25 protein-coding genes and 1 pseudogene are annotated in these 23,075 nt (G+C 63.9%); 10 read left to right on the plus strand and 16 right to left on the minus strand.

The window, feature by feature from the left end; all coding sequences use genetic code 11:
* Positions 1 to 50: 50 nt before the first annotated feature.
* Positions 51 to 524, plus strand: a complete 474-nt coding sequence (locus ACWKV7_RS23340; protein ID WP_483860103.1) for a hypothetical protein — start codon at positions 51 to 53, stop codon at positions 522 to 524.
* A 2-nt stretch (positions 525 to 526) separates the two neighbouring features.
* Positions 527 to 1,561, plus strand: coding sequence for a serine/threonine protein kinase (locus ACWKV7_RS23345; RefSeq protein ID WP_483860104.1), 1,035 nt, complete (start codon positions 527 to 529; stop codon positions 1,559 to 1,561).
* Positions 1,562 to 1,674: 113 nt separating this feature from the next.
* Here the strand turns inward: ACWKV7_RS23345 and ACWKV7_RS23350 are convergent, their stop codons facing one another.
* A complete protein-coding gene (locus tag ACWKV7_RS23350) occupies positions 1,675 to 2,073 on the minus strand; it encodes a hypothetical protein (protein ID WP_483860105.1) in 399 nt (132 codons plus the stop codon).
* A 238-nt stretch (positions 2,074 to 2,311) separates the two neighbouring features.
* Positions 2,312 to 3,748 carry an MFS transporter gene (locus ACWKV7_RS23355; protein ID WP_483860106.1) on the minus strand — a complete coding sequence of 479 codons (1,437 nt, stop codon included), beginning with the start codon at positions 3,746 to 3,748 and terminating at the stop codon, positions 2,312 to 2,314.
* A 124-nt stretch (positions 3,749 to 3,872) separates the two neighbouring features.
* Here ACWKV7_RS23355 and ACWKV7_RS23360 point away from each other — a divergent pair, with 124 nt between their 5' ends.
* The 3 genes from ACWKV7_RS23360 (at position 3,873) to ACWKV7_RS23370 (ending at position 6,584) form a co-directional block, all read left to right on the plus strand.
* The gene (locus ACWKV7_RS23360) at positions 3,873 to 4,763 is read left to right on the plus strand and encodes a LysR family transcriptional regulator (RefSeq protein ID WP_483860107.1); all 891 of its coding nucleotides are present in this window, start codon (positions 3,873 to 3,875) and stop codon (positions 4,761 to 4,763) included.
* A gap of 235 nt (positions 4,764 to 4,998) precedes the next feature.
* Complete coding sequence (locus ACWKV7_RS23365; protein WP_483860108.1) at positions 4,999 to 5,727, plus strand: Crp/Fnr family transcriptional regulator; 729 nt, start codon at positions 4,999 to 5,001, stop codon at positions 5,725 to 5,727.
* A 638-nt stretch (positions 5,728 to 6,365) separates the two neighbouring features.
* The gene (locus ACWKV7_RS23370) at positions 6,366 to 6,584 is read left to right on the plus strand and encodes a helix-turn-helix domain-containing protein (protein ID WP_483860125.1); all 219 of its coding nucleotides are present in this window, start codon (positions 6,366 to 6,368) and stop codon (positions 6,582 to 6,584) included.
* A gap of 126 nt (positions 6,585 to 6,710) precedes the next feature.
* Here ACWKV7_RS23370 and ACWKV7_RS23375 read toward each other — a convergent pair.
* From ACWKV7_RS23375 to ACWKV7_RS23390, 4 genes and pseudogenes are all read right to left on the minus strand, one after another.
* Positions 6,711 to 8,447: pseudogene (locus tag ACWKV7_RS23375) on the minus strand (putative bifunctional diguanylate cyclase/phosphodiesterase); the annotation flags it as partial.
* A 684-nt stretch (positions 8,448 to 9,131) separates the two neighbouring features.
* The gene (locus tag ACWKV7_RS23380; RefSeq protein ID WP_483860109.1) at positions 9,132 to 9,290 is read right to left on the minus strand and encodes a DUF3309 family protein; all 159 of its coding nucleotides are present in this window, start codon (positions 9,288 to 9,290) and stop codon (positions 9,132 to 9,134) included.
* Between the two features lie 363 nt (positions 9,291 to 9,653).
* Complete coding sequence (locus ACWKV7_RS23385) at positions 9,654 to 10,082, minus strand: BON domain-containing protein (protein ID WP_483860110.1); 429 nt, start codon at positions 10,080 to 10,082, stop codon at positions 9,654 to 9,656.
* Positions 10,083 to 10,390: 308 nt separating this feature from the next.
* Positions 10,391 to 10,606: a hypothetical protein gene (locus tag ACWKV7_RS23390; protein WP_483860111.1), complete on the minus strand. Its 216-nt coding sequence runs from the start codon at positions 10,604 to 10,606 to the stop codon at positions 10,391 to 10,393.
* A 342-nt stretch (positions 10,607 to 10,948) separates the two neighbouring features.
* On the opposite strand from ACWKV7_RS23390, the gene ACWKV7_RS23395 reads away from it, so the two are divergent.
* Positions 10,949 to 11,362, plus strand: a complete 414-nt coding sequence (locus tag ACWKV7_RS23395; protein WP_483860112.1) for a DUF1801 domain-containing protein — start codon at positions 10,949 to 10,951, stop codon at positions 11,360 to 11,362.
* A gap of 331 nt (positions 11,363 to 11,693) precedes the next feature.
* On the opposite strand, the gene ACWKV7_RS23400 is transcribed toward ACWKV7_RS23395, so the two are convergent.
* From ACWKV7_RS23400 to ACWKV7_RS23440, 9 genes are all read right to left on the minus strand, one after another.
* Complete coding sequence (locus tag ACWKV7_RS23400) at positions 11,694 to 11,996, minus strand: ribbon-helix-helix domain-containing protein (RefSeq protein ID WP_483860113.1); 303 nt, start codon at positions 11,994 to 11,996, stop codon at positions 11,694 to 11,696.
* Between the two features lie 80 nt (positions 11,997 to 12,076).
* Positions 12,077 to 12,658 (minus strand): DJ-1/PfpI family protein, encoded by a 582-nt coding sequence (locus ACWKV7_RS23405; protein ID WP_483860114.1) that lies wholly within the window; start codon positions 12,656 to 12,658, stop codon positions 12,077 to 12,079.
* Between the two features lie 93 nt (positions 12,659 to 12,751).
* Entirely contained in the window at positions 12,752 to 13,357 is a 606-nt protein-coding gene (locus ACWKV7_RS23410) for a DUF2846 domain-containing protein (protein ID WP_483860115.1), read from the minus strand.
* Positions 13,358 to 13,440: 83 nt separating this feature from the next.
* Complete coding sequence (locus ACWKV7_RS23415; protein ID WP_483860126.1) at positions 13,441 to 14,601, minus strand: phospholipase D-like domain-containing protein; 1,161 nt, start codon at positions 14,599 to 14,601, stop codon at positions 13,441 to 13,443.
* Positions 14,602 to 14,701: 100 nt separating this feature from the next.
* The gene (locus tag ACWKV7_RS23420; RefSeq protein ID WP_483860116.1) at positions 14,702 to 15,277 is read right to left on the minus strand and encodes a YceI family protein; all 576 of its coding nucleotides are present in this window, start codon (positions 15,275 to 15,277) and stop codon (positions 14,702 to 14,704) included.
* Between the two features lie 48 nt (positions 15,278 to 15,325).
* The gene (locus tag ACWKV7_RS23425) at positions 15,326 to 15,664 is read right to left on the minus strand and encodes an amidase (protein WP_483860127.1); all 339 of its coding nucleotides are present in this window, start codon (positions 15,662 to 15,664) and stop codon (positions 15,326 to 15,328) included.
* Positions 15,661 to 16,758, minus strand: coding sequence for a serine hydrolase domain-containing protein (locus tag ACWKV7_RS23430; RefSeq protein ID WP_483860117.1), 1,098 nt, complete (start codon positions 16,756 to 16,758; stop codon positions 15,661 to 15,663). Before ACWKV7_RS23430 ends, ACWKV7_RS23425 begins: the two co-directional genes overlap by 4 nt.
* A 94-nt stretch (positions 16,759 to 16,852) precedes the next feature.
* Positions 16,853 to 17,635: an oxygen-binding di-iron domain-containing protein gene (locus ACWKV7_RS23435; RefSeq protein WP_483860118.1), complete on the minus strand. Its 783-nt coding sequence runs from the start codon at positions 17,633 to 17,635 to the stop codon at positions 16,853 to 16,855.
* Positions 17,636 to 17,687: 52 nt separating this feature from the next.
* The gene (locus ACWKV7_RS23440; protein ID WP_483860119.1) at positions 17,688 to 18,590 is read right to left on the minus strand and encodes an acyl-CoA dehydrogenase family protein; all 903 of its coding nucleotides are present in this window, start codon (positions 18,588 to 18,590) and stop codon (positions 17,688 to 17,690) included.
* A 180-nt stretch (positions 18,591 to 18,770) separates the two neighbouring features.
* Between ACWKV7_RS23440 and olsB the strand changes: the two genes are divergently transcribed.
* Positions 18,771 to 19,526 (plus strand): L-ornithine N(alpha)-acyltransferase, encoded by a 756-nt coding sequence (olsB, locus tag ACWKV7_RS23445; protein WP_483860120.1) that lies wholly within the window; start codon positions 18,771 to 18,773, stop codon positions 19,524 to 19,526.
* Between the two features lie 5 nt (positions 19,527 to 19,531).
* Positions 19,532 to 20,305 carry a lysophospholipid acyltransferase family protein gene (locus ACWKV7_RS23450; RefSeq protein WP_483860121.1) on the plus strand — a complete coding sequence of 258 codons (774 nt, stop codon included), beginning with the start codon at positions 19,532 to 19,534 and terminating at the stop codon, positions 20,303 to 20,305.
* Positions 20,306 to 20,421: 116 nt separating this feature from the next.
* On the opposite strand, the gene ACWKV7_RS23455 is transcribed toward ACWKV7_RS23450, so the two are convergent.
* Positions 20,422 to 21,006: an acyl carrier protein phosphodiesterase gene (locus ACWKV7_RS23455; RefSeq protein ID WP_483860122.1), complete on the minus strand. Its 585-nt coding sequence runs from the start codon at positions 21,004 to 21,006 to the stop codon at positions 20,422 to 20,424.
* Positions 21,007 to 21,169: 163 nt separating this feature from the next.
* On the opposite strand from ACWKV7_RS23455, the gene ACWKV7_RS23460 reads away from it, so the two are divergent.
* Together ACWKV7_RS23460 and ACWKV7_RS23465 are read left to right on the plus strand one after the other, a co-directional pair.
* Positions 21,170 to 22,219 (plus strand): alkene reductase, encoded by a 1,050-nt coding sequence (locus tag ACWKV7_RS23460; protein ID WP_483860123.1) that lies wholly within the window; start codon positions 21,170 to 21,172, stop codon positions 22,217 to 22,219.
* 115 nt (positions 22,220 to 22,334) lie between these two features.
* A complete protein-coding gene (locus ACWKV7_RS23465) occupies positions 22,335 to 22,844 on the plus strand; it encodes a hypothetical protein (protein ID WP_483860124.1) in 510 nt (169 codons plus the stop codon).
* The last annotated feature ends 231 nt before the right edge of the window (positions 22,845 to 23,075 follow it).

The raw sequence follows: 23,075 nt of genomic DNA on the forward strand, positions 1-23,075 counted from the left end.
TTGATCGATTTTCCGCTTTCAAAATCAGCGGAGGCTGAAGTCAGCCAGAAATGCATGGCTACTTCAGAGGATCCTTAGGAATCCGATGTAGCACCAATGATTTCTCTTTTGCCGTTCTGAGTGGAAATATCGCAAATCCTCAATTACATGAGGTGCAAAGTATTTCATTTCCTGCAAAATACTCCCAGCCAGAAAAACTCAAGTGGTTTTTAGATGAGTTACAAGAGTTAAACCGGAAATTTACAATCTCTGACTGGGCGATAAAAGGCGCTGAACCAATGGCTGCCAAAGGAAAATCTTATGCTGACAGGATTGAGCTAGAGGCAATGATCTCTTTGTCTGCTTCAATCCTTGGGAGTTCCAAGGTTGTACGCAAAGTTAAATCAACAATTGCTAAGGATCTAGGCCTGAAAGGTAGAGCAAAATCTTTAGTTGAAGATTTAGATTTCACAAAAATTCCTGGGCTGGATAAAAAGAATGACAAGGAATTTGAGGCAATTGTTGTAGCATGGAGCTGCCTTTAAATATGAGCGTAGGTTTCGATTTTAAAAAACGTCTTGGCGCTGGCCATTTTGGCGAAGTGTGGCATGCGGTAGACCTCGGTTTAAATTCTGAATGCGCACTAAAGTGCATACCCCCAGACAAGGTTATTAACAAGAAAAATTTCTATCAAGAAGCTCAAACGCTTAAGGCTGCAGAACATGCGAATATTGTTAAGGTTAATGAGACAGGAAAGCTTGACGATGATCGAATCTATGTCTCAATGGAATACCTCGTAAATGGAAGCTTGGAAGATGAGGCCAGTGGAGGCTATGTTCCTATTAGAAGAGCCAAAAAGCTTATGTGCGATGTTCTTAGAGGACTTGAGTATGCACATGAAAAAGGAATAGTTCATCGAGATATAAAACCAGCAAACATTTTAATTGGTGACAATGGGGAGGGAAAGCTTTCTGACTTCGGATTGGCGTTGCCGGATCTCAAAAAGTTGGACCTGTCAGCGATTAAGGGTTACCAATATCTGATTCATCTTGCGCCCGAAGTATCTACATTTGCAGATCACGATGAACTTGCAGATGTATACGCAGCCGGAGTAACGCTATATCGATTAGTTAATGGAGATAGTTACCTCCCAGTACTAAAGCCACTGGAGGCAGTTCGTAGAGCTAGGGCTGGAGAATATCCAGATCGAGGCCACTATAGGGGCTTTGTTCCGGCAGCTTTGAAAAAGGTAATTAACAAGGCGATGGCAATTAACCCTGCTGATCGCTATAAATCAGCACAAGAAATGCGTCGAGCCCTAGAAGCTGTGCCAATAGCTATGGATTGGGAAGAAAATAATTTAGCTCAAGGGCGCGTATGGAAAGGTAACGATGGGAAGCGTGATCTAGAAGTTTCGCGAATTAAGTTAGCCAATGGCTTGTGGGATATTCAGATAAAGAAGGCCAATGCTGGAAAAGCGTTAAGAAGAGATAATGCGATGAGTGAAAGTGGGCTAAGCGAAAAACAAGCGATGAGAAAAGCTTACCGTATTTTGCAAAAATTCGTGAATGGCAAGGCATAAAAAGTATTACATCGAACAAGCCGCTGCAAGCAGACGTACGTAAAAACGGGGACAGGCCACGATATTTCAACTAAGAATCATGTTCTGCCCCTGAAGGCTCTACGGCTACCCCATCAACCGCATGGCTCGCTCATACACGACTTGCGGTAGGTATAGCGAAAGTTACATACGGACTGCAGGCCAACGTGGTCTTCGTAGCAGTCGTAGACATCGCAGTCCTGGGCGAAGGGTCCCTTGTCCTTGCAGACTTCCACTTCTTTCGCTGCGGGGTCGCCGCCGGTGTTGGTGGACTTCATCCAGATATCCAGTCGGCTGGTGTCGATGGGTGTGCATCGCCCGTCCGCGCATAACTCCATGCTCGTAACAAGGCGCTGCTCGCCGGTATCCCGCCAGGTGTATTGCATGTCGACTCGGTTATCGGCCAAGGCCGCCAGGCTTGGAATGGCGAAGGTGCCGAACAGGACGACGGCGGGGACAAGGTGCGTGCTACGACGCAACGAGAGGTGCTTCATGTGGTTTTCTCCTAATCCATTGGAAATGCTCACTCCTTAGCCATCCGCACTGCTCCGCTACGCGGACAGGCAACAACGGCGTGAACTCACGTGCCTGCACGTAGCGGCGAGAAAAGCCGTAACGGCAGTTCGCACCAAGCCGGTGCAAGCACTAGCCGCAGGATACGACCGATGCAGAGGGCGAGCACGGCATGTGACCAATGGTCATGCGCCCCGCTATCCACGTACTCCATTACCTCTATCCGGCGCCGCGTGTGCCCTCTCCGGGAATGCGCCGCGACAAGGTAAAACCGGCGAACGCGATGACCAAGGCCATGAGGATCAGCATCGCCGCGACGGCAAAGGTAAAACGCATGCCCGCCGCAACCGCTTCAGGGGGTGCGGTTGCGATATCGGTAGTGGCCGCGCCAAGGGCGAACACCGCGCCCATGGCCGAGGCGCCGGTAATGAGGCCGAGATTACGTGACAGGTTCAGCAGGCCGGACACCACTCCCCGCCGGTCCGGACGGATGTTCGCCATGACGGCAGTGTTGTTGGCCGCCTGGAACAGCGCATAGCCGGCGGTGAGCACGATCAGCGGGGCGATATAACCAAGGACGCCAAGCTGCCAAGGCAGCATCGACAGCGCCAGGGCGCCGGCAACCATGGCGATGAGCCCGGTTACGGCAATGGGCTGGGCGCCGAGGCGATCGACGATCCGGCCGGCGGGTACGCCGGTCAGCGCGGAAACGATCGGCCCGCACGACATGGCCAGCCCGACGCTGCTGGCATCGAGCCCCTGCGCGGCGGAGAGGTAGAACGGCCCGACCACCAGCGTCGCCATCATGACCGTCATCACCAGCGCGCTCATGACGAAGCTGGCGCTGAGCGCAGGATCGCGAAACATCGTCAGCTCAATCAGCGGCGACGCGGCCCGTGCCTCGACCCGCACGAAGAGCCCCATGCCAACCGCCGCCGCGCCCAGCAGCGCCAGGTTGAGCGGGCCGAAGTTGCCGCGCCCGAGGGTCATGGCGAGCGAATAGGTGGCGAGCGCCAGGACGAGCAGCAGCGTGCCCCAGAGGTCGAAGCGAGCCTGCCCGGCCACCACCGGCCGATCGGCGGGCAGGTGACGCCAGGACAGGTACAACGCCAGCAACCCCAGCGGCAGGTTGATGAAGAAGATCGCCCGCCAACCGGCGCTGGCGATCAGTAAGCCGCCCAGCGTCGGGCCGAGTGCCGTGCCGATCGCCGACAGGGTGCCGAGCAATCCCATCGCGCTGCCGGTTCTCTCCTTCGGCACCGTTTCGCCGATCAGTGCCATGGTCAGGGCCATCATGATGGCGGCGCCAAGCCCCTGGATCGCGCGAGCGGTGATCAGCAGCCAGAGCGTGGGCGCGATGCCGCACAGGGTAGATGCGGCGGTAAACAGGCAAACACCCAAAAGCATCAACCGTCGGCGCCCGATGCGATCGCCCAGCCTGCCGACACTGACGACCAAGGTGGTAATGGCGAGCAGGTAGGCGAGAACGACCCATTGGACGTCCTGAAAGTTGGCATCGAAAGCTTGGGCCAGGGCCGGCAGGCCGACGTTGGCGATGCTGCCACCCAACGAGGACAGCAGCATGGTGAGGCAGAGGCTGATCAGCGCGCCTTTCACCGAGGGTTCGAGTGGCGCGGGCATGGACTTCGACTTCATTTTGGCGGCTCCGAGGTGGTAGCTCGAAGCCTAAGTCGCCGCCTGACCTGGCGGAAGACGCGGCATTTGCACTTTATCCGTGCGTCTGACGCCATGTCATGGCGAGCCATGCTAGGGTTGCGGCATGCCGACGCCCGATTTCAATCTGCTCATTACACTCGATGTTCTGCTCGCGGAAGGCAGCGTGGCGCGCGCGGCCCAGCGCCTGGGCCTCAGCCCCTCTGCCATGAGCCGCGCCCTCGCACGGCTGCGCGAGGCGACCGGCGACCCGCTGCTGGTCAGGGCCGGGCGCGGCCTGGTCCCGACGCCGCGCGCGCTGGAGCTGCGCGAGCGAGTTGGTCAGCTTGTGCAAGACGCCGAAGCGGTGCTGCGCCCGGCGGAACAGCTGGATCTGCGGCGGCTGGTTCGCACTTTCACCCTGCGCGCCAGCGATGGTTTCGTGGAAAATTTCGGCCCAGGCCTCTTGGCCCGCATCGCCGAACAAGCACCCGGTGTGCGCCTGCGCTTCGTACAGAAGCCCGACAAGGCCAGCACCGCGCTCCGCGACGGACTCGTCGACCTGGATACCGGCGTAGTCGGCGCGGCCACCAGCCCGGAGCTGCGCACACGGGCGCTGTTCCGGGATCGCTTCATCGGCGTGGTGCGCACCGGGCACCCGCTGAGCCAGGGCCAGATCACTCCGGCCCGCTACGCCTCCGGCCGGCATGTGCTGGTATCGCGGCGCGGTCGCGACCTGGGCCCGGTGGCCGAGGCATTGCAGCCGCTGGGATTGGAGCGGGACATCGCCACCACCGTCGGCGGCTTTTCAGCCGCCCTGGCGCTGGCACGCGCGACCGAACTGATCGCCACCGTGCCCGAACGTCATACCGGCAACCTGCGCGGCGGGTTGTTCAGCTTTCCCCTGCCGTTCGACACCCAGGGGATTACCGTTGCCATGCTCTGGCACCCTCGCATGGATGCCGATCAGGCACATCGCTGGCTGCGGGACTGCGTCCGGGAGGTGTGTGGAGAGTGACCGGAACGTAGAGGGTCAATGGCAGCGCCAAGTCTTTATCGAGCCCCTTTCGCTCGCCCGTCGAAGAGCGTTTCCAAGGAGGAAGAAAAGCGCTGAAAACGGATGGGCGGGCATGTCGCGCCTGAACCGGGGCATACACTCAGTGTCCGCCTTATGTGCGCTAGCAAACCAAGCCTAGCGCGCAGAGGGCTAGCCCATCTGCGTCATACCGCACCCATTCTGGCAGGAGGCCTCCATGCAAGAAGCCATCATTCCTCAACAAAATCATCTACTGGCAGCCCTGTCGTGCGAGGTCCAGCAGCGCCTGTTCCCGCACCTGGAGCGTGTGCCCATGCCCTTGGGCAAGGTGCTCTATGAATCCGGCGACACGCTACGCCATGTCTACTTTCCCACCGACTCGATCATCTCGCTGCTGTATGTAATGGAAAGCGGTTCCTCGGCGGAGATTTCCGTAGTCGGCAATGAAGGGTTGGTCGGGGTCGCCCTGTTCATGGGTGGCGAAAGCACGCCGAGCCGGGCCATCGTGCAGAGCCGCGGCCACGCCTACCGGCTGCAAGGACAAAGGCTCAAGGACGAATTCAATCGTCACGGCGAGCTTCTGGTACTGATGCTGCGCTACACCCAGTCGCTGATTACGCAGATGGCGCAGACCGCCGTGTGCAATCGCCATCACCAGATCGATCAGCAACTGTGCCGCTGGCTACTACTGTCCCTTGATCGCCTGCCTGGCAACCGGCTTACCATGACTCAGGAACTGATCGCCAACATGCTCGGCGTGCGCCGGGAGGGAGTCACCGAGGCCGCGGGCAAACTGCAGCGCCTGGGTGTGATCGAATACAGCCGCGGGCACATCACTGTGCTGGATCGCCCCAGGCTCGAACAACTGAGCTGCGAGTGCTATGCCGTAGTCAAGCGCGAGACGGATCGCCTGCTGCCATATGTGCCGCTGCGCCAGGCCAGCTGAGTGGAAAATCCTGCTTTGCGTGCTGTAGCGAACAGAAGCCGCGGTGGAAATCCGGCAGGTTGTGGGAACGGGACCAGCCCAGCACTGCTTCCGACCATTCCGGTATGCGCGCTGCTGCAGGTACCCAGATGTCTACGACCCCGGACTTCGCCAGCGCCAATCTGCTGCTCGCTGGCCTGCCACGTAGAGAGCGCCAGCGGCTGATACTGCACGGCGCCACAGTGCAGCTGACCTTTGGCGAGGTTCTGTGCGAGGCGGGCCAGCCCTTGCGCCATCTGTATTTCCCTCTCGATAGCTTGATCTCGCAGCTCATCACCTTGGGGCGAAATCGGTCCTTGGAGCTTGGGTTGATCGGTAGCGAGGGTGTGCTCGGCGCTACCCTGGCGCTTGACGTTTCCACCGCGCCGGGCCGGGCCATGGTGCAAGGCAGCGGCCACGCCATGCGCATGAGTGCCCGCCAATTGCGCCTGGCACTGCGCGAGTGCCCGCACCTACTGCGTGCGCTCAAGCGCTACCTCTACGTGCAATTGGCTCAGTTGACGCAAAGTGCCGCCTGCGGACACTTCCACGAAGTCGAACCGCGCTTGGCCCGTTGGCTGCTGATGACTCAAGACTGTGCCCACGCCGATCACTTCCAGATGACCCACGCTTATCTGGCCGACATGCTCGGAGTACGCCGCAGCGGCGTGACCATCGCCGCCGGCGCCTTGCAGCGGCGCAGACTGATCCAGTACCGCCGCGGACAGATCACCATACTGGATCGCGGCGGACTGGAGCTGGCCGCCTGCGAGTGCTACGCGGTCATGCGCGACGACTATACGCGCTTGCTCGCCCGCCCTAACCGTGCGGTTTCCTGAGCGGCCTCGCCTGACCAAAAGGTGGGCATGGCACTCGCCTGATGCAGGTTGGTGAACTGCCTGACGGACAGGCCGTGACCAAAGAGGAAGCCCTGCGCTTCGCCACAATTCGCCACAATTCGCCGCTTGGAGCAGTGCCAATTGCAAGCGGTTTTCCACGCCTTCGGCGATCACCTGGAAGTTGAGGCGCCCAGCCAAGCCAATCAATGTCCCGGCAATGGCGGCGCTGCCACCGCTGCCTCCCATGGCCTGTATACAGGACTTACCGATTTTCAACACATCCAGGGGCAGTTCCAGCAAGGTGCTCAGATTGCAGCAGCCCATGCCGAAGTCGGCCAACGCGATCCGCACCCCCAAGGCCCTGAGCTGCAACAACGTCGGCGAGTTGGCTGAGGCAGTCTGCATAAGCGCCGCCTCTTTGATATCCAGTTGCAGGCAAGACGGCTGCAACCCGGTCTCCTCCAGAACAGCCTGCACACCGCTGACGAAATCAGCGTGACGCAGTTCGATGGCAGACAGATTCACCGTCATGCTCGTCAGTGCCAAGCCCTGCTCCTGCCAGCGACGGGCCTGCAAGCAAGCCTCACGCAAGCCCCATCGACCAATGGGCACGATCAAGCCCGAAGCCTCGGCCTGGGCAATGAAACGACTCGGCAGGAGCAGGCCATGGCTTGGGTGCCGCCAGCGCAGCAATGCCTCGGCGCCGTTGATCGCACCAGTCACCAGATTGACCCTCGGCTGGTAATGCAACAGCAATTCATGCCGTTGCTGGGCATGCCCCAGGCCGCTCTCGATGTGCTGGCGCTCAAGCGCCTGCTGATTCATTGCACGGTTGAAGAACTGGTAATTGTTCCGCCCCGCCTGCTTGGCATGGTACATCGCCGTGTCGGCGTTCTTCAGCAGCGTCTCGGCATCGGTGGCATCGTCAGGGTACACACTGATGCCGATGCTGCTGGTCACGCTGATTTCCTGTTGGTTGATGCTGTGCGGCTTGGCCAGCGCGGCGAGAATCTTCTGGGCGGCGACACCGGCGTCCTCCTGGCATCGTCCCTCCGCCAGCAACACGACGAACTCGTCCCCGCCATTGCGGCACACGGTGTCCGAGCCACGCACGCAACCCGAGAGGCGCTGAGCCACCGCCCGCAGCAACTGGTCGCCACCGGCGTGGCCGAGCGAGTCGTTGATCTGTTTGAAGTTATCCAGGTCGAGAAACATCAGAGCGGTGGAATGACCCTGGCGCTGCGCCAGGCTGATGGCCTGGGCGATACGGTCGTTGAGCAGTACCCGGTTGGGCAGCTGGGTAAGGGCGTCGTGCTGGGCCAGGTAGGCCATGCGCATGGCCCTGGCCCGTGCTTCGGTGACATCGTGGAACACCACCACCGCGCCCCTGACTAGGCAAGTGCTGTCCTTGATCGGCGCCACGGAATCCTCTATCGCCACTTGGGTGCCGTCGCGTCGCACCAACAGGACTCCGACACTCATGCTCAAAGGTCGCCCCAGGTGCAAAACCTGGCGTACCGGATTGCGCATACCGAGTGCGGCACTACCGCCGATGAGAGGCATGACCCGTTCGATAGGCAAGCCCAGCGCCTCCTTGCGCTGCCAGCCGGTCATGGCCTCTGCGGCGTAGTTAAGATAGTCGACGCCGCCGCGCGCATCGGTGCCGATGACCGCATCGCCAATCGAGTCGAGCGTGGCCTTGGCCAATCCCCGATCCAGCCGCAACCGACCTTGTCGAATAATGTCGCGCAGCGTCTGGGCCAGCAGATAGCGGGCACAGTGGCCCTTGAATAGATAGCCCTGGGCGCCATGCTGCAGCGCCTGGCACGCCAAGGGCCGATCGACTGGTGCACAAAGCAGCATGATGGGCAGCCAGGGCAAAAGCGCATGTACTCGCCGAAACCACCGAGTCCCTGGCTGTGGGGCAGCGCGAGATCTAGCAAGACGGCATCTAGCTCGCCTCGACGCAGTCGCACCAGCGCTGCCAGAGAATTGACCCTGCCAACGGAGAATGCGCCATGCACCACATTGCCGAGCATTTCTTGAAAATGCTCATAGACAGTGTCATCCGCCGTGGCAATAAGCACCCGTTCGCTCATGGGACCTCCTGCGGCCTGGCACTGCTGCACAGCGACCCGACCTATGGGCATTGTTGGGCTTGTCCTGAATCGCCTCCTCGATGGAGCACTCGGGCGTGCAAGAAACGTTGCCCTGAAGATGACTATGTCAGCTGCGGCCATGGCTGTCCGTACGCTGTCGCACATGGCACTCGTGTGCGCTGGCGTACTAACGTTGATGCCATCGGTTGCAGAGAGGCAAACAGCGCAGGTTGGGCGGGGTCAGGACTCGTTCGTCACCGATGCGGTGGCACAAGGCAACTTGCTGGCCTCGAACATGTCCGAGTGCCCACCGGCGCCCCGGCTCAGCGCTGGAAACGGCGCCCTTGCCAGCACTCGCACAAGGGCATGCAGATCGCGAGCAGAGCGTTGCTGACGAGTGGGTGGATACTCAGCGGCGGAAGCGTAGCGCTCGGGACCTGCCCCCGGCTCAGATATATCCAAGTAGCAGTAGAACCAGGATGATGACCACCACCACTCCCAAGCCGCCACTCGGCCCATAGCCCCAGCTGCGGCTGTGCGGCCAGGTGGGAATAGCGCCGACCAGCAGCAGGATCAACACAATCAACAATAGGGTGCCGAGGCTCATGGGACTCTCCTTCAACGCGAACAGGGATAGATCCAGCAAGCGCGTGATCCACGATCAGGGCTCTGCATGTCACGGCAGGGGGGAACCCCGCAAAGCACGCCGAGCCCGCAGCAATTCACTGCAGCGCTGAAAGGTGAGACCCCGAGAGTGAGTGCATTGCACCCTAGAAACATTCTGCGCCTGTCCGACAGCCCGCGCCGCTCGTGATCATGGTCGATCCGCCCACTGACGGACCGCACCGGGCCGCCACGCATCTTCACCTGGAGCCGATCCACAGCGGATAGATTGGCGGCCATAGGCCCCTCGTCTTGTTTCGCTGGGCGCTCACATAGATTCGCGGCCCCCGCGGCCAGACCACCGGGGTCACCCAGCCATTACTGCCGTGCCTGTCGACGGATACGCCTTCGGCGTCCTGCTCCAAACCAGCTCCGCCTTGGCAGCCGCGGCCGTGATTACCTCGCGGAAGCTGCGCTCGGCGACTGGCTTTGCCGGTTGATAGTCAGTGTCGATGACAATCTGGTTGTCCACAGCGCTGATACCGGTGATTCCCAGGGCGATCTGCTGGGCCAATTGCTTGTTGATAGCCTCGGCGACACGCCCGCTCAGCGTAGCCATGCCACGGGCTACAGAGACATTGAGGCCGTGGGCGCGCAGGTAGGGGCTGAGCGCAAAACGGGCCGAGATCCGACCTTCCTGACGAGCGTCGGTTACCTCTTGGGAAATGGTCGCGGTGACGGCATGGTGGCTGGCCATCGCCGAGGCCAGGAAAAGCGTAGGGGGTTGTCTGGTCATGGTGCTACTCCACTCGTTATGCGTGATTCCGGCAGCCTGCGGTCGCCTGATCGCCGCCACCGAGTCGCACCGCGGCCCGACTGGACGTTGGTGCGGCCAACATCAAAACCATCATCTGCTCAGGAAGCGCTGGACCTGCCTGCTCACCTCGTCGCACGGCATGGCGTAACGCTCGCCGCAAACCGATGAGCGTCTGCCGTATCCTGGCAATTGCCGCGGCTCGTCCTCGGCCAATGTGGCCGAGGTGACTCTGACGGCATCGAGCCGCGGCTCCCGTTTGACTTCGCGCTCAGGGAACCGAAGTAAACTCACGAAGACTTCGGGCCCTGATGGGTTGCCTGCGCATCGTCCCTGGCTTGTTTCTGTTGCGACTGGTCGCCCTTTTCGAGGGACTCATCCGTTTTTTGTCGATTCGGGTTGGATGTATGGAACGGCTGGTTGCTGCTGGCGGAACCGCCCTTCTGACCTTGCTCATCTTCTCTGGACGGTGAGCCGGGGCTACGTGGATCGGTAGGCTTGTTCATGGTGACCTCGTGATGGAAACGCGGTACCGGCGAGATTGCGCGGTACCGGAAGAGAACGATGACAGCATGCCCGGGCAATATCGGTGCGGTAGCGCGCTTAGGCCGCATCAATCTTATCGGCGGTAACGTGTCTCTCCCGTGCAACGCTGACCGTCCGAAACACCGTGCGGGGCTTACAAAGGGCGCGGTTTTCCTACCAGATGGAGAACCATGGGCGGCCTGCCAGGTCAGCTGGGGATTGATTGCTGAACTCGGTGCAACCTATCGCTCCAGGACGGCGACATCCGTCGTGTCGACGATACCCAACGCCGAGCAACACCATCACCAAGAAGGAGAACCAATATGGACAAGGACAAGATCGACCCGAAAGCCGCAGGGCAAGGCTCCGCGGCTCAACTGATCGATGCGCGGATCAAGGAACTGAACGACTGGCGGGGCGCGACGCTTGCCCGCGTGCGCACGTTGGTCAAGCAGGCCGCCCCCGAGATGGTCGAGGAATGGAAATGGCGCGGAGTGCCGGTGTGGTCGCACGACGGCATCGTCTGTACCGGCGAGACCTACAAGAGCGTGGTCAAGCTGACCTTCGCCAAGGGCGCCGCGCTGGAAGACCCCGCAGGCCTGTTCAACGCCAGCCTGGAGGGAAACACCCGGCGCGCCATCGATATCCGCGAGGGCGAGGCGATCGATGAGGACGCGCTGAAGGCGCTCATTCACGCGGCCGTCGAGCTGAACAGGTCGCACGGCAAGCTGCGATAGCGCCGCTGCGGTCCGCCCCACCTGCCGATGGGGAAATGCTCGGCGAGGCGGCGAGCCGAGCGAGGGCCGCCTCGCTACTTTTCCCGACGCAACAAAAAACCCGCCGAAGCGGGTTTCTTCCTGACCATTCCAACATCCTGTCGGCAGCCTTCCAGGCCATGGTCGATCTTCCTTGATCCTGCGTGCGTCCTTTGCACCAGAGGATGGGTAAAGATTAAAGGCCCGCCGCTGCCGACAACAGAGCGAACCGCCGCCGTGTCGTGTAAGCCTTTTGCTATACCGCAGGCACGCCATACTCAGCGCTGGGCCACGCGGTCGCGGAAACCCCGCCTCAGCCCAGGGCGCGGGGCTTGGGCAGCTCATGCACGTTGGCACGACGCTGGGCCAGGTAGCGGGTGCAGCTGACGCGCAGGAATGAGGCGAAGTTGATCACTTCGCCACGGTATTCCATGACTTCTTCGTAGAGCTTGGTGATCAGTTGGTTGGTGGTCATGCCGTCGACTTCGGCGATTTCCCGCAGGATGTCCCAGAACTGGTTTTCCAGGCGCAGGGTGGTGACCACGCCCCGGATGCGCAGCGAGCGCGAGCGGGATTCGTAGAGAATGGGATCGGCTTTTACGTAGAGTTCGCACATATGTTCGCCTGCACGGGCAACGGTCTTGTGGCGGCCTTCGCCACTGCCGGCCGCACCTGGCGGCCGGTAGTGAGGGTAGCTTACAGGCTTATCCGGGTGCCCAGCAGGTCGAGGAACTTGGCCAACCAGGCCGGGTGGGCCGGCCACGCCGGGGCGGTGACCAGATTGCCCTCGACGTGGGCCTGGTCCACCGCAATGTCGACGTACTCGCCGCCGGCCAGGCGCACCTCCGGAGCGCAGGCCGGATAGGCGCTGCAGCCGCGCCCCTTGAGCACACCGGCGGCGGCCAGCAGCTGGGCGCCATGGCAGACGGCGGCAATCGGCTTCTTGGCGGCATCGAAGGCCTTGACCAGTTCGATCACCTTGGCATTCAGCCGCAGGTATTCCGGCGCGCGACCGCCGGGAATGACCAGCGCATCGTAGTCCTCGGCGCGGACCTGAGCGAAGTCGGCATTGAGGGCGAAGTTATGGCCGGGCTTTTCGCTGTAGGTCTGGTCGCCTTCGAAATCGTGCACGGCGGTGCGCACGGTCTGGCCGGCGCTCTTGTCCGGGCAGACGGCATGCACGGTATGGCCAACCATGGCGAGGGCCTGGAAAGGCACCATGGTCTCGTAGTCTTCGGCGTAATCGCCGACCAGCATGAGGATCTTCTTAGCGGCCATCGGGGCTCTCCTGGCAGGTTTGGGTAGAGAGCGCATGATCCCGCCGCTCTCGGGCGAACGGGTAACAGCCTAGTACTACATCGGTGCCTCGGCTCAGATGCCGATCTTGTTCAGTGCCCGCCCCACGCTCCGCCAGAAACCGCGTTGCGCCCGCGCCGGCTCGCCGCTGGCGGTGATGCGCTGCATCGGCTGCACCTCGCGGGTGGCGGGCAGTTCCTGTTCTGCCAGGGTCCGGGAGACCAGCCGTAGCGGGCCGTCGCCTTCCACCGGCGGGCCATCGGCCGACGGTGGCGGGCCGAGTTCGTCATAGCGCAGGAAGTAGATGCCGCCGACTTCCGCATCGAGCGTGAAGCTGGCGATGCGGCTGAAATCCAGCGGGCTTTCCGCGAGCAGCGACCAGTGGCTGCCGAACAGCGGCCGGCGCATTTCCAGCTGATAGCTGGCAACTTCGAACTCCAGGGCGAGGTAGCCATTGCTCGGCAGGCTGCCAATCAGCTGGTTGTTGAGGAACAGGCCCGGGGCTTCCAGCTCCTGATCGGCCCAGTCGCTGCGCGGGCGGTACAGGTAGACCAGGACATGGTCATCGTCGCTGGCACGATGAGGTGCGAAGGCCGGGCCGTCGAGCGCGCCGAAGAACGCGCCAGGGGCGGAACAGCCGGTCAGCAATGCCAGCAGCAGGACTGCCAGGTACTGGCGCATGGGCAGGTCTCTCGAAGATTGACGAACGCCCGAGCATAAGCCGCCGCCGCCACCACCGGCACCCGCCGAAAGTGCGGACGGGCTCAGCGCCAGCGGTCGAGCAGGTTGATGGTCAAACGATCGAGCCAGCCCCACAGGCGCTGGTAGAAGCGTTTGAGCAGCGGCCGCGCCTGCCAGCTTTCCAGGTCGATTTCCCGGCTCAGGCCGAAGTCCTCGGTGAAACTGGCGGCGACGGCTTCGGTGAGGTCGGCATCCAGGGCTTCGAGGTTGGCCTCCAGGTTCCAGCGCAGATTCCAGTGGTCGAAATTGCAGGAGCCGACACTGACCCAGTCGTCCACCAGCACCATCTTCAGGTGCAGGAAGCGCGGCTGGTACTCGAAGATGCGCACGCCGGCCCGCAGCAGCCTGGGATAGTAGCGCTGGCCGGCGAAACGCACCGGTGGATGGTCGGTATTGCGGCTGGACAGCAGCAGGCGCACGTCGACCCCGCGCCGGGCGGCGCGGATCAGCGCGCGGCGCACTTTCCAGGTCGGCAGGAAATACGGCGTGGCGAGCCAGACCCGGCCCTTGGCCTGGCTCAGCGTGCGGATCAGCGAGCGCAGGATGTCGCGATGCTGGCGCGCTGCGGCGTAGGCGACCCGCCCCATACCGCTGCCGGCCAGCGGGCTGGGCGGCAGCCGCGCCGGTTGCAGGGGGCTGCGGTGCTGCCAGATGCGGCGTTCCACGCACAACCGCCATTGGTGATCGAACAGGGCCTGCCAATCGGCCAGCAACGGGCCGGCCATCTCGACCATGACTTCGTGCCAGCCGCCAGCGGGGATCTGCGGGTTCCAGAATTCGTCGGTGGCACCGGTGCCACCGACAAAGCCCAGGCGATCGTCGATCAGCAGCAACTTGCGATGGTCGCGGTTCAGGTTGCGCACGCCACGGCGCCAGTCCACCGGGTTGTAGAGGCGCAGGTCCACGCCGCCGGCCCGCAGGCGTTCGCGCTCGGAGAGGGAGAAGCGCAGGCAGCCGAAGTCGTCGAACAGGCAACGCACCCGAACGCCACGGCGCGCCGCCACCAGCAGGGCATCGACCAACAGGCTGCTGCAGCCCCCGTTTTCCACCAGGTAGAGTTCGAGCGCCACCTGCCGCTCGGCGCGGGCAATGGCCTCCAGCATGCGCGGAAAGAACGTCTCGCCATCGACCAGCAACTGGAAGCGATTGCCGCTGCGCCAGGGGAATATCGCGCCGGTTTGCATCATGCCCCGGAGCACGGGGCGCGGCGCAGAGCGGGGGCGCCAGCTGGGTTCATCGGTTCTCTCTCGCAACATCAGCCCAATCCCTCGGCACGATAGCCGCTCAGGGCCGACGCTGGAAGTTCAGCACCGCCGAGACCGGTACTTCCGGCGCAATGGTTGCACCACCGATGTACTGCCGCAGGCGTTCCAGGCCATCGAGCAGATCGAAATCGCCGGCCTTGAGCACCAGCGGTTCGAGGGTGGCGATCTGCACGCTCTGCTCGCCCAGGCGGCTGACCAGTACTTCGGCCTTCAGCCGGCGTTGGCGTCCATGCAGGTCGAGCTGCATGTCCAGCGTCTCGGCCCGGCTGCCACCGACTGCGAGCTGTTCCCAGTTCTCCAGGTCGACCTGCGCGTGAACTTCGGCCTGGGGAAAGCGCTCGCTGTCGAACAGTTCCTCGCGGGTACGCAGGTCGCGCAGGGCGAGCCCGGTGTCGAGCCCGGCAAGCGGCAGCACCAGGCGCACCGAGCCATGCTTGTCGATGACGCCGGACAGCGCCTCGAAACGCTGCGCCTCGGCCACTTCGCCGCGCTTGACCGTGACGAAACTGACCCGCGACTGCTCCGGGCTCAGCAGCCATTGGGCGACCAGCGAGGGGCTGGCCAGCAGCAGGACGAGTAGAACCGGAAAACGCATGCAAACCTCCACGAACGGCGCGGCACCGTCTGCGGAGCGCCGCGTCTGTCAGGACTCGGGCAAGCTGTCCGCTTCCGGCAACAGACGGCACCCCTGGCGGGCACCGAGCCAGGCAGCGGTATGGGTACGGCCGAGACCGCGGGCCGTCACCCGCCGTGCGGTCTCATCGTCGGCCAGCGCGCTGATCGGCACGTACTGTTGGGTATAGGCCCGGCAATAGTCGGCGGAGTTCCCCGTGACATAGCGGCAGGAGCAATACTCCTTCGCCGTGTAGGCGCCGATGATGTCGGGAAAGGCCGCCAGGTGACCGCGGTTCGGCCAGGCCATGGCCAGGACCAGTACGATCAGGACCAGTAGCAGGGTCAACATGGGGCGCCGTCGCATCAGGGTGCCTCCCCGGCGGCGAAGGCCGCCTGTGCGAGTTCGAGGAATCGGTCATGGCTGAAACTGCCGTCGCGGTCGTCGGCGAACCGCGCGATGACCAGCTTTTGCGTCGGCAGTACATAAAGCCCCTGCCCCCAGTGACCCAGGGCGGCGAAGGCATCGCTCGGCGCATTCGGCCAGGGCTTGCTGCCGTCCTTTTCGGCATTCAGCCACCAGTGCCCACCCGGTACCGCCTCGCCCGGCTGCGACCGATAGGCGGGCGCCGGTGTGCGGTTGAAGGCCAGCCAGTCGGCCGGCAGCAACCGGCGCCCGTTCCAGATGCCGTCGCGCTGCATCAGCAGGCCGACGCGGGCCAGGTCGCGGGCAGTGAGATAAGCATAGGACGAAGCGATCAGGGTGCCGGCGGCATCGCGTTCCCACACCGCCGAGCGAATGCCCAGCGGCTCGAACAGCGCCGTCCAGGGGTAGTCGGGATAGGCCTTCGCACCGACCATGCCCTTGAGGGCGGCGGCCAGCACATTGCTGTCGCCGCTGGAGTAGCGATAGCGCGTGCCCGGCGCCACGCCCTGCCCATGGCTGGCGGTGAAGGCGGCCATGTCGTCGCGGCCGCGGGTGTAGAGCATGGCGACCACCGAGGATTTCAGCGGCGCGTATTCGTAGTCCTCCTGCCAGTCCAACCCGGAGGACCAGTTGAGCAGATGGCGCAGGCGTACGTCGGGGTGCTCGGCGAACGGCGGGTAGTAGTCGGCGACCGCGTCATCCAGGCGAAAGCGCCCCTCGCCGTAGGCCACGCCCAGCACCGTCGCCAGCAGGCTCTTGCTCATCGACCAGGCCAAATGGGGCGTGTCGGCCCGGGTTTCGCCGACATAGCGCTCGTAGATCAATACGCCGTCGCGGACCACCACCAGCGCGTCGCTGCGCACACCGGCACGGGTACGGTCGTCGCGCACCGGAAACGCATAGGCCTCGAAAGCCTGCAGCGCCGGCCCCGGTGCGACGGGCTGGCGGGCCCAGTCGGCGTCCGGCCAGCGCTGGGCGTGGGCCAGCGCGACGGGAAACAGCAACGCAACGAGGCAGAGACGAACGAGCAGGGGCATCGGCGGCGCTCCGGATCGGGAAGCGCCGACGCTAGCACGGGCCGGGTTACCGAAAAAAGCGCAGCGGGAAAGCCGCGCCAGGCGCCCGGCCACTTCACGGCAAGCGGTAGTCCTCGGGGCCGACCAGGTCGGTGCCGCACTCCAGCCGCTCGATCCAGTCGAGGAAGGCGTCGATCTGCGCCTTGCCGGCAAAGCGACGGCCGTGCTGCGGCACGATCATCTCCACGTCCATGCTGCGCACCATCTGCGCCCACAGCCGGCAGACCTTGTTGTTGGCCATGTAGCGGCGATGGAAGCCCTCCATGCCCGGCACATGGCTGGCGAAGTCGAGCACCGGGCTGGCGTCGTCCACCAGGGACGCGCCCATGTCGCCGGAGAAAAGGATCTTGCTCACCGGGTCGTACAACTGGAAGTTGCCCACCGAGTGCAGGAAGTGCGCCGGCACCGCCTTCAGTTGGCACTTGCCCAGCGGCAGCGCCTGGCCACGGTCGGGCAGCGCGATGATGCGCTCGTAGGTGCAGATGCCATGGCTGATGGCCAGGTAGTTGGCGGTCAGGTGCGGCAGGAAACGCGCCCACAGCTTGGAGCAGATCACCTGGGCGCGGGTGTGCAGCAGCCACTTGTCCAGCGAGGCGATGATGTCCGGGTCCTGGTGCGAGGCGAAGATATAGGTCAGGTCCTGCACCGGCATATAGCGGGACAGCGCCAGGGACAGCGGCGTGTAGGTCAGGTCGCCGCCCGGATCGAGCAGCATGTACTGCCCGTTGTCGATGATCAGGAACTGGTTGGACTGCACGCCCTCGCCACTGACCAGGTCGTCGAACATCAGGCATTGGTGGCTGCCGTTATCGAACAGCAGAATGGGTTCGCGTCGCATGGAAACCTCTGGATGGAAAGCGACGCGACCTTACGCCAGCCGATTGCCGGCCTCACTGACCTGGGTCAACGGGACGCATTCCCAACGCCGCCAGCGCCTTTTCCAGACGCTTGGCCCGAGGTCCGCCGGCGATCTCCAGCAAGCCGCTGTCGCGCTGCCAGAGCGCCGCCCACTCGGCCGGCCCGCTGGCGAAGGCTTCCCGCAACTCCGCCTTGAGGGCGGTGAACTGGGCGAACAGACCGGCCAACAGCACGTGGGAAGCCGGCGCATTGACCGGCTGGCGCGCCACCTCGGCACAGCCGGCCAGCAACGCCAGCAGACGCAGGCACAGGGGCTGCGGCCAATGGCATTGGGCCCCGACACCCTGCAGCCAGGCCGCGACCGCGGCCAGCACATGCAGGTCCTCGATGCTGCGGAACGGCTTGACGTAGGCCGACCAGCCATCGCCCGCCAGGCGCTCGCAGTGGGCGCCGTCCAGGTGCAACCGGGCGTGGCCGATGTCCGGCATCAGCGCCAGCGCGGGCAGCGGCTCCAGACGCACACCTGGCGCGCCGCTGTAGACCACGCACAGGGTCAGATGCGGCGCGTGCCCCGCGGGTTCGTCGCGGGCCGCCACCAGCAGCCAGTCGGCAGCCTCGCCAGCGGTGACAAAATCCTTGCGCCCGTTCAGCACCAGATCGTCCAGGCGCGTGCCCATGTCCGCCGGGCGGGTGCTGCGGTTCTCCGTCACGCAGAGCGCGCCGAGGCTGGCCGGTGCCGACGGCCAGAGCGCGCGCAGGGCCGCCTGGTAGCCGGCGAGAAAGGCCAGGCCCGGCGTGCGCGCCAGGCGCCCGCCGAGCAATGCCAGCTCGAATGGCGCCGCCTCGCCGGCCCGCTCCAGCAGCGCGGCGTACCAGTCGTCGGGTGCGGCGACGGGCAGGCGGTCGTGGGTTTCCAGCAGGCGTTGCCAGGGCATTGCAGTCTCCTTGGGCACTGTCACAGAAGCATCACCGAAGCGTCACGGGGGTGACACCGGGGCTACCTAGTGTCCTGGCTAAGAAGCTTGCGCATACCGGCTTCGACTCAGGACAGAACCTGAGCTTGCACAACAACGTCGACTGGCCGCAACCACGAGGCCGGCTTCCGGAGGCTCCAGATGACCCAGATCGCCCTCACCCGCGAAACCCCTGCCCCCCGCCGCCTGCAGGCCGAACGCCTGATCGGCGCCCGCGCCCTGCGCGAAGCCCAGGCCCTGCGCTTTCGCGTGTTCAGCGCCGAGTTCGATGCCAAGCTCAAGGGCGCCGAGTTCGGCCTGGACATGGACGACTACGACCTGCACTGCGCGCACATCGGCGTACGCGACCTGAACAGCGGGCGACTGGTCGCCACTACCCGCCTGCTCGACCACGAAGCCGCCCACCGCCTGGGCCGCTTCTACAGCGAAGAGGAATTCAACCTGCACGGCCTGCTGCACCTGCAAGGCCCGCTGCTGGAAATCGGCCGCACCTGCGTCGACCCGGCCTACCGCAACGGCGCCACCATCGCCGTGCTCTGGGGCGAGCTGGCCGAGGTGCTCAACGAAGGTGACTACCGCTACCTGATGGGCTGCGCCAGCATCTCCATGCAGGACGGCGGCATCCAGGCCCAGGCGATCATGCAGCGTCTGCGCGAGCGCTACCTGTGCACCGAGCACCTGCGTGCCGAACCGAAGAAGCCGCTGCCACCGCTGGAAGTACCGGGCAACGTCATCGCCGAGATGCCGCCGCTGCTCAAGGCCTACATGCGCCTGGGAGCGAAGATCTGCGGCGAACCCTGCTGGGACCCGGACTTCCAGGTCGCCGACGTGTTCATCCTGCTCAAGCGTGACGAGCTGTGCCCGCGCTATGCCCGGCACTTCAAGGCAGCGGTGTAGGCGCCATGAACCGGCTGCGATTGTATGCCCGTATCGCCCGCCTGCTGGCGGTGATCGCCCTCGGCGCCGTCCTGGCGAGCTGGGTCGGCCTGCTCGAACGCCTGCGCCGGCATGACCTGATGCCGCTGCGCCAGCGGCTGACCCGCTGGTTCCTCGCCCGCCTCTCGGCCGCCCTGCCGTTCCGTGTCGAGGTCGTCGGCGAGGTTCCCAGCCGACCGATGCTGTGGGTCAGCAACCATGTGTCGTGGACCGATATCCCGCTGCTCGGCATGCTCGCCCCGCTATCGTTCCTGTCCAAGGCGGAGGTGCGCACCTGGCCGGTCGCCGGCTGGCTGGCGCACAAGGCCGGCACCCTGTTCATCCGCCGAGGCGGCGGCGAGAGCCGGCTGGTCAACCGACAACTGGCCGGGCACCTGCATCGGCAGCGCCATCTGGCGATCTTTCCGGAAGGCACCACCACCGACGGCCGCGACCTGCGCACCTTCCACGGGCGCCTGCTGGGCAGCGCCATCGAAGCCGGGGTGGCGATACAACCGGTGGCGATCCGCTACCTGCGCGACGGCGAAGCGGACTCGATTGCACCTTTCATCGGCGACGACGACCTGCTCTCGCACCTGCTGCGCCTGCTCGCCAGCGACCTCGGCGAAGTGCGCATCCAACTGCTCGCCCCCATCGACGCCCAGGATCGGGAGCGCGGCGAGCTGGCCTTGCAGGCACAGCAGGCGGTGCGGGCAGCGCTGTTCGGCAACATGGAAGAGACACTACGCTCGGCGGCCTGACGCCATGCGCAAAGCACACGGCATGACGGGTTTCACACCCGTCCTACACGGAAGTACACCGGGCGGAGGCAACCCGCCGACGATGGGCTGCACATGTCGACCAGCAACAACCCGAATTACCTAGCGCACGCGCCAGCCTGCGCTGCAAACGCCTGCAACTGCGGATAGAAGGTGTGGAAGTCTTCGCAGAGCGGTTCGTACAGCCCGTGTAATTCCTCCAGCGCCCCGGCCAGGCGCTGCGGCTGCGACAGTCGCCGACCGATGCCGTCGAGCACCCGCTCCAGCACGGCGAAGTCGCGATAGGAGCCCAGCCAATCCTGCGCCGCCATGCGCGAAGCGATCGATTCCAGCCTTCCCGGCAGGCGCGTTTCGCCGGCCAGCACCGCATAGACCCGTGCCGTGAACAGCTCCAGCGGTTCGTCGGCATAGTTCGACCAGTCCCGCGCCAGGCAGTGATCGAAGAACACATCGAGCAGGATGCCGGCGTAGCGACGTCGTTCAGCCGGGAAGCGTGCCTTGGCCTGCGCTACCAGGGCGTGGCTGTCGGTGAACGCATCGATGCGCCGGTGCAACAGGATCGCCGCCTCGATATCGACCGGCCACTGCCCTTGCAGCGGTCCCTTGACGAAATCGCCGTACAGGCTGCCGAGCAAGGCATCGGGCCGTGGGCCGCCGAGGTGGAGGTGAGCGAGGTAGTTCATGGCTCGCAGCTTACTCCCAGGCGGCACATCGGGTCGCCATCGAAAGCGTCGATGCCCACTATCGCTTCGTTCGATCGGTATCGGCAGGAACGTCACGCTAGAGTGCGTCCCACTACTGCCCCGGCCTGCGCCGGAGCGCTCGAACCCATACGGAGACACGCCAATGCCGACGCTTTTCGATCCAATCAAGATGGGCGACCTGGAGTTGCCCAACCGCATCATCATGGCCCCGCTGACCCGCTGCCGTGCCGACGAAGGCCGCGTGCCCAACGCGCTGATGGCCGAGTACTACGTGCAACGCGCCAGCGCCGGGCTGATCATCAGCGAAGCCACCTCGGTCAGCCCGATGGGCGTCGGCTACCCGGACACCCCTGGCATCTGGTCCGCCGAGCAGGTACGCGGCTGGAGCAACGTGACCAAGGCCGTGCACGCCAACGGCGGGCGCATCGTGCTGCAACTCTGGCACGTCGGACGCATCTCCGATCCGCTCTACCTCAACGGCGAACTGCCGGTAGCGCCGAGCGCCATCGCCCCGTCCGGGCATGTCAGCCTGGTACGCCCGATGAAGCCCTTCGTCACTCCGCGTGCCCTGGAAACCGAAGAAATCGCCGACATCGTCGAGGCCTATCGCGTCGGCGCGGAAAATGCCAAGGCGGCCGGTTTCGACGGGGTGGAAATCCATGCCGCCAATGGCTACCTGATCGATCAGTTCCTGCAGGACAGTACCAACCAGCGCAGCGACCGCTACGGCGGCTCCCTGGAAAACCGAGCCCGCCTGCTGCTGGAAGTCACCGACGCGGCGATTTCCGTCTGGGGCGCCGGTCGCGTGGGTGTGCACCTGGCACCGCGTGCCGACCTGCACGACATGGGCGACTCGAACCGCGCGGAAACCTTCGCCTACGTCGCCCGTGAACTGGGCAAGCGCGGCATCGCCTTCATCTGCGCCCGCGAACGGGCCGCCGACGACAGCCTGACGCCGGAACTGAAGGCCGCCTTCGGCGGTGTGTTCATCGCCAACGAAGGCTTCGACAAGGAGCAAGGCAACGCCTGGCTGGCACAGGGCAAGGCCGACGCGGTGGCCTTTGGTGTTCCCTTCATCGCCAACCCGGACCTGCCGCAACGCCTGGCCGAGGACGCTCCGCTCAACGCACCCAACCCGCAGACGTTCTACAGCCAGGGCGCAGCCGGTTACATCGACTATCCGCGACTGTGACGCGCCATGGGGTATTGCCGCCCGGCAATACCCCCGGTCCGACGGCGGAGCGACTTCGTGGGCAGATCTGCTAAGGTCGACGCCATCATGGAGCCATCACCCAAGGACCCCGTTCGTGAAGTCGACCTACCCCCTGCTCTGCACCCTCGCCCTTTCCATCAGCACAGCCACCCTGGCGGCAAGCCCCAAGGGCCCGCTGATCATCGACAACATCCAGTACGCCGAAAACGTCGACTTTCCCAAGGCGAAGACCGAATGCGCCTTGGAGCAGCGCTTTGCCGCCAGCCTGCAGAAGCAACTGCGCCAGCAGGGCTATGACGCGCAACTGAGCGACACTGCTGGCGCCAATGCGAATGCTCCGCGCCTGAGCATCGTCATCCAGAGCATCTGGGCTCCCGGCGGCGGCGCCTGGAGCGGCCCGAAGCGGGTCAATGTCACCGGCGAGCTGCACAGTCAACAGCAACTGCTCGGCAGCTTCGCCGGCCAGCGCAGCTCCACGGGCGGCGCGTTCGGCGGCTTCAAGGGCACCTGCAGCATTCTCAACCGCGACGTGGACAGCCTGGCGAAGGACATCGGCCGCTGGATCGAGAAGCCGGCTCAGGCGGCGCGGCTGGGTGAGCTTTAGAGCAGGCGAGCCATGGCCTGGCGCCGCGTTGCAAAAGAAAAGGCTTTTCGTGCGTTTGCGGGGAGGGCAACTTGACACCGGACTGGCAATTCAGTGTCAAGGCGACTGCCGGGCCGTTGGGTGGCATGGCTGCTTGCCGTGTTTCAATGAGGCTTCTGGTTGCGCCTCCCGGCGCCTCACTTTTCTTTCGAAAGAAAAGTAAGCAAAAGAAACATTCCCCGGCATCCGGCC

Source organism: Zestomonas ipomoeae (assembly GCF_057128665.1).

Coding starts and splice junctions, on each gene's coding strand:
- ACWKV7_RS23410 (WP_483860115.1), bottom strand. CDS start 13,357: ATGCGCCAGTACCTGGCAGTCCTGCTGCTGGCATTGCTGACCGGCTGT.
- ACWKV7_RS23420 (WP_483860116.1), bottom strand. CDS start 15,277: ATGCGTTTTCCGGTTCTACTCGTCCTGCTGCTGGCCAGCCCCTCGCTG.
- ACWKV7_RS23435 (WP_483860118.1), bottom strand. CDS start 17,635: ATGCGACGCGAACCCATTCTGCTGTTCGATAACGGCAGCCACCAATGC.
- ACWKV7_RS23360 (WP_483860107.1), top strand. CDS start 3,873: ATGCCGACGCCCGATTTCAATCTGCTCATTACACTCGATGTTCTGCTC.
- ACWKV7_RS23340 (WP_483860103.1), top strand. CDS start 51: ATGCATGGCTACTTCAGAGGATCCTTAGGAATCCGATGTAGCACCAAT.
- ACWKV7_RS23345 (WP_483860104.1), top strand. CDS start 527: ATGAGCGTAGGTTTCGATTTTAAAAAACGTCTTGGCGCTGGCCATTTT.
- ACWKV7_RS23385 (WP_483860110.1), bottom strand. CDS start 10,082: ATGACCAGACAACCCCCTACGCTTTTCCTGGCCTCGGCGATGGCCAGC.
- ACWKV7_RS23395 (WP_483860112.1), top strand. CDS start 10,949: ATGGACAAGGACAAGATCGACCCGAAAGCCGCAGGGCAAGGCTCCGCG.
- ACWKV7_RS23380 (WP_483860109.1), bottom strand. CDS start 9,290: ATGAGCCTCGGCACCCTATTGTTGATTGTGTTGATCCTGCTGCTGGTC.
- ACWKV7_RS23350 (WP_483860105.1), bottom strand. CDS start 2,073: ATGAAGCACCTCTCGTTGCGTCGTAGCACGCACCTTGTCCCCGCCGTC.
- ACWKV7_RS23365 (WP_483860108.1), top strand. CDS start 4,999: ATGCAAGAAGCCATCATTCCTCAACAAAATCATCTACTGGCAGCCCTG.
- ACWKV7_RS23400 (WP_483860113.1), bottom strand. CDS start 11,996: ATGTGCGAACTCTACGTAAAAGCCGATCCCATTCTCTACGAATCCCGC.
- ACWKV7_RS23415 (WP_483860126.1), bottom strand. CDS start 14,601: ATGCAAACCGGCGCGATATTCCCCTGGCGCAGCGGCAATCGCTTCCAG.
- ACWKV7_RS23460 (WP_483860123.1), top strand. CDS start 21,170: ATGCCGACGCTTTTCGATCCAATCAAGATGGGCGACCTGGAGTTGCCC.
- ACWKV7_RS23405 (WP_483860114.1), bottom strand. CDS start 12,658: ATGGCCGCTAAGAAGATCCTCATGCTGGTCGGCGATTACGCCGAAGAC.
- ACWKV7_RS23355 (WP_483860106.1), bottom strand. CDS start 3,748: ATGAAGTCGAAGTCCATGCCCGCGCCACTCGAACCCTCGGTGAAAGGC.
- ACWKV7_RS23455 (WP_483860122.1), bottom strand. CDS start 21,006: ATGAACTACCTCGCTCACCTCCACCTCGGCGGCCCACGGCCCGATGCC.
- ACWKV7_RS23390 (WP_483860111.1), bottom strand. CDS start 10,606: ATGAACAAGCCTACCGATCCACGTAGCCCCGGCTCACCGTCCAGAGAA.
- ACWKV7_RS23440 (WP_483860119.1), bottom strand. CDS start 18,590: ATGCCCTGGCAACGCCTGCTGGAAACCCACGACCGCCTGCCCGTCGCC.
- ACWKV7_RS23430 (WP_483860117.1), bottom strand. CDS start 16,758: ATGCCCCTGCTCGTTCGTCTCTGCCTCGTTGCGTTGCTGTTTCCCGTC.
- ACWKV7_RS23370 (WP_483860125.1), top strand. CDS start 6,366: ATGACCCACGCTTATCTGGCCGACATGCTCGGAGTACGCCGCAGCGGC.
- ACWKV7_RS23450 (WP_483860121.1), top strand. CDS start 19,532: ATGAACCGGCTGCGATTGTATGCCCGTATCGCCCGCCTGCTGGCGGTG.
- olsB (WP_483860120.1), top strand. CDS start 18,771: ATGACCCAGATCGCCCTCACCCGCGAAACCCCTGCCCCCCGCCGCCTG.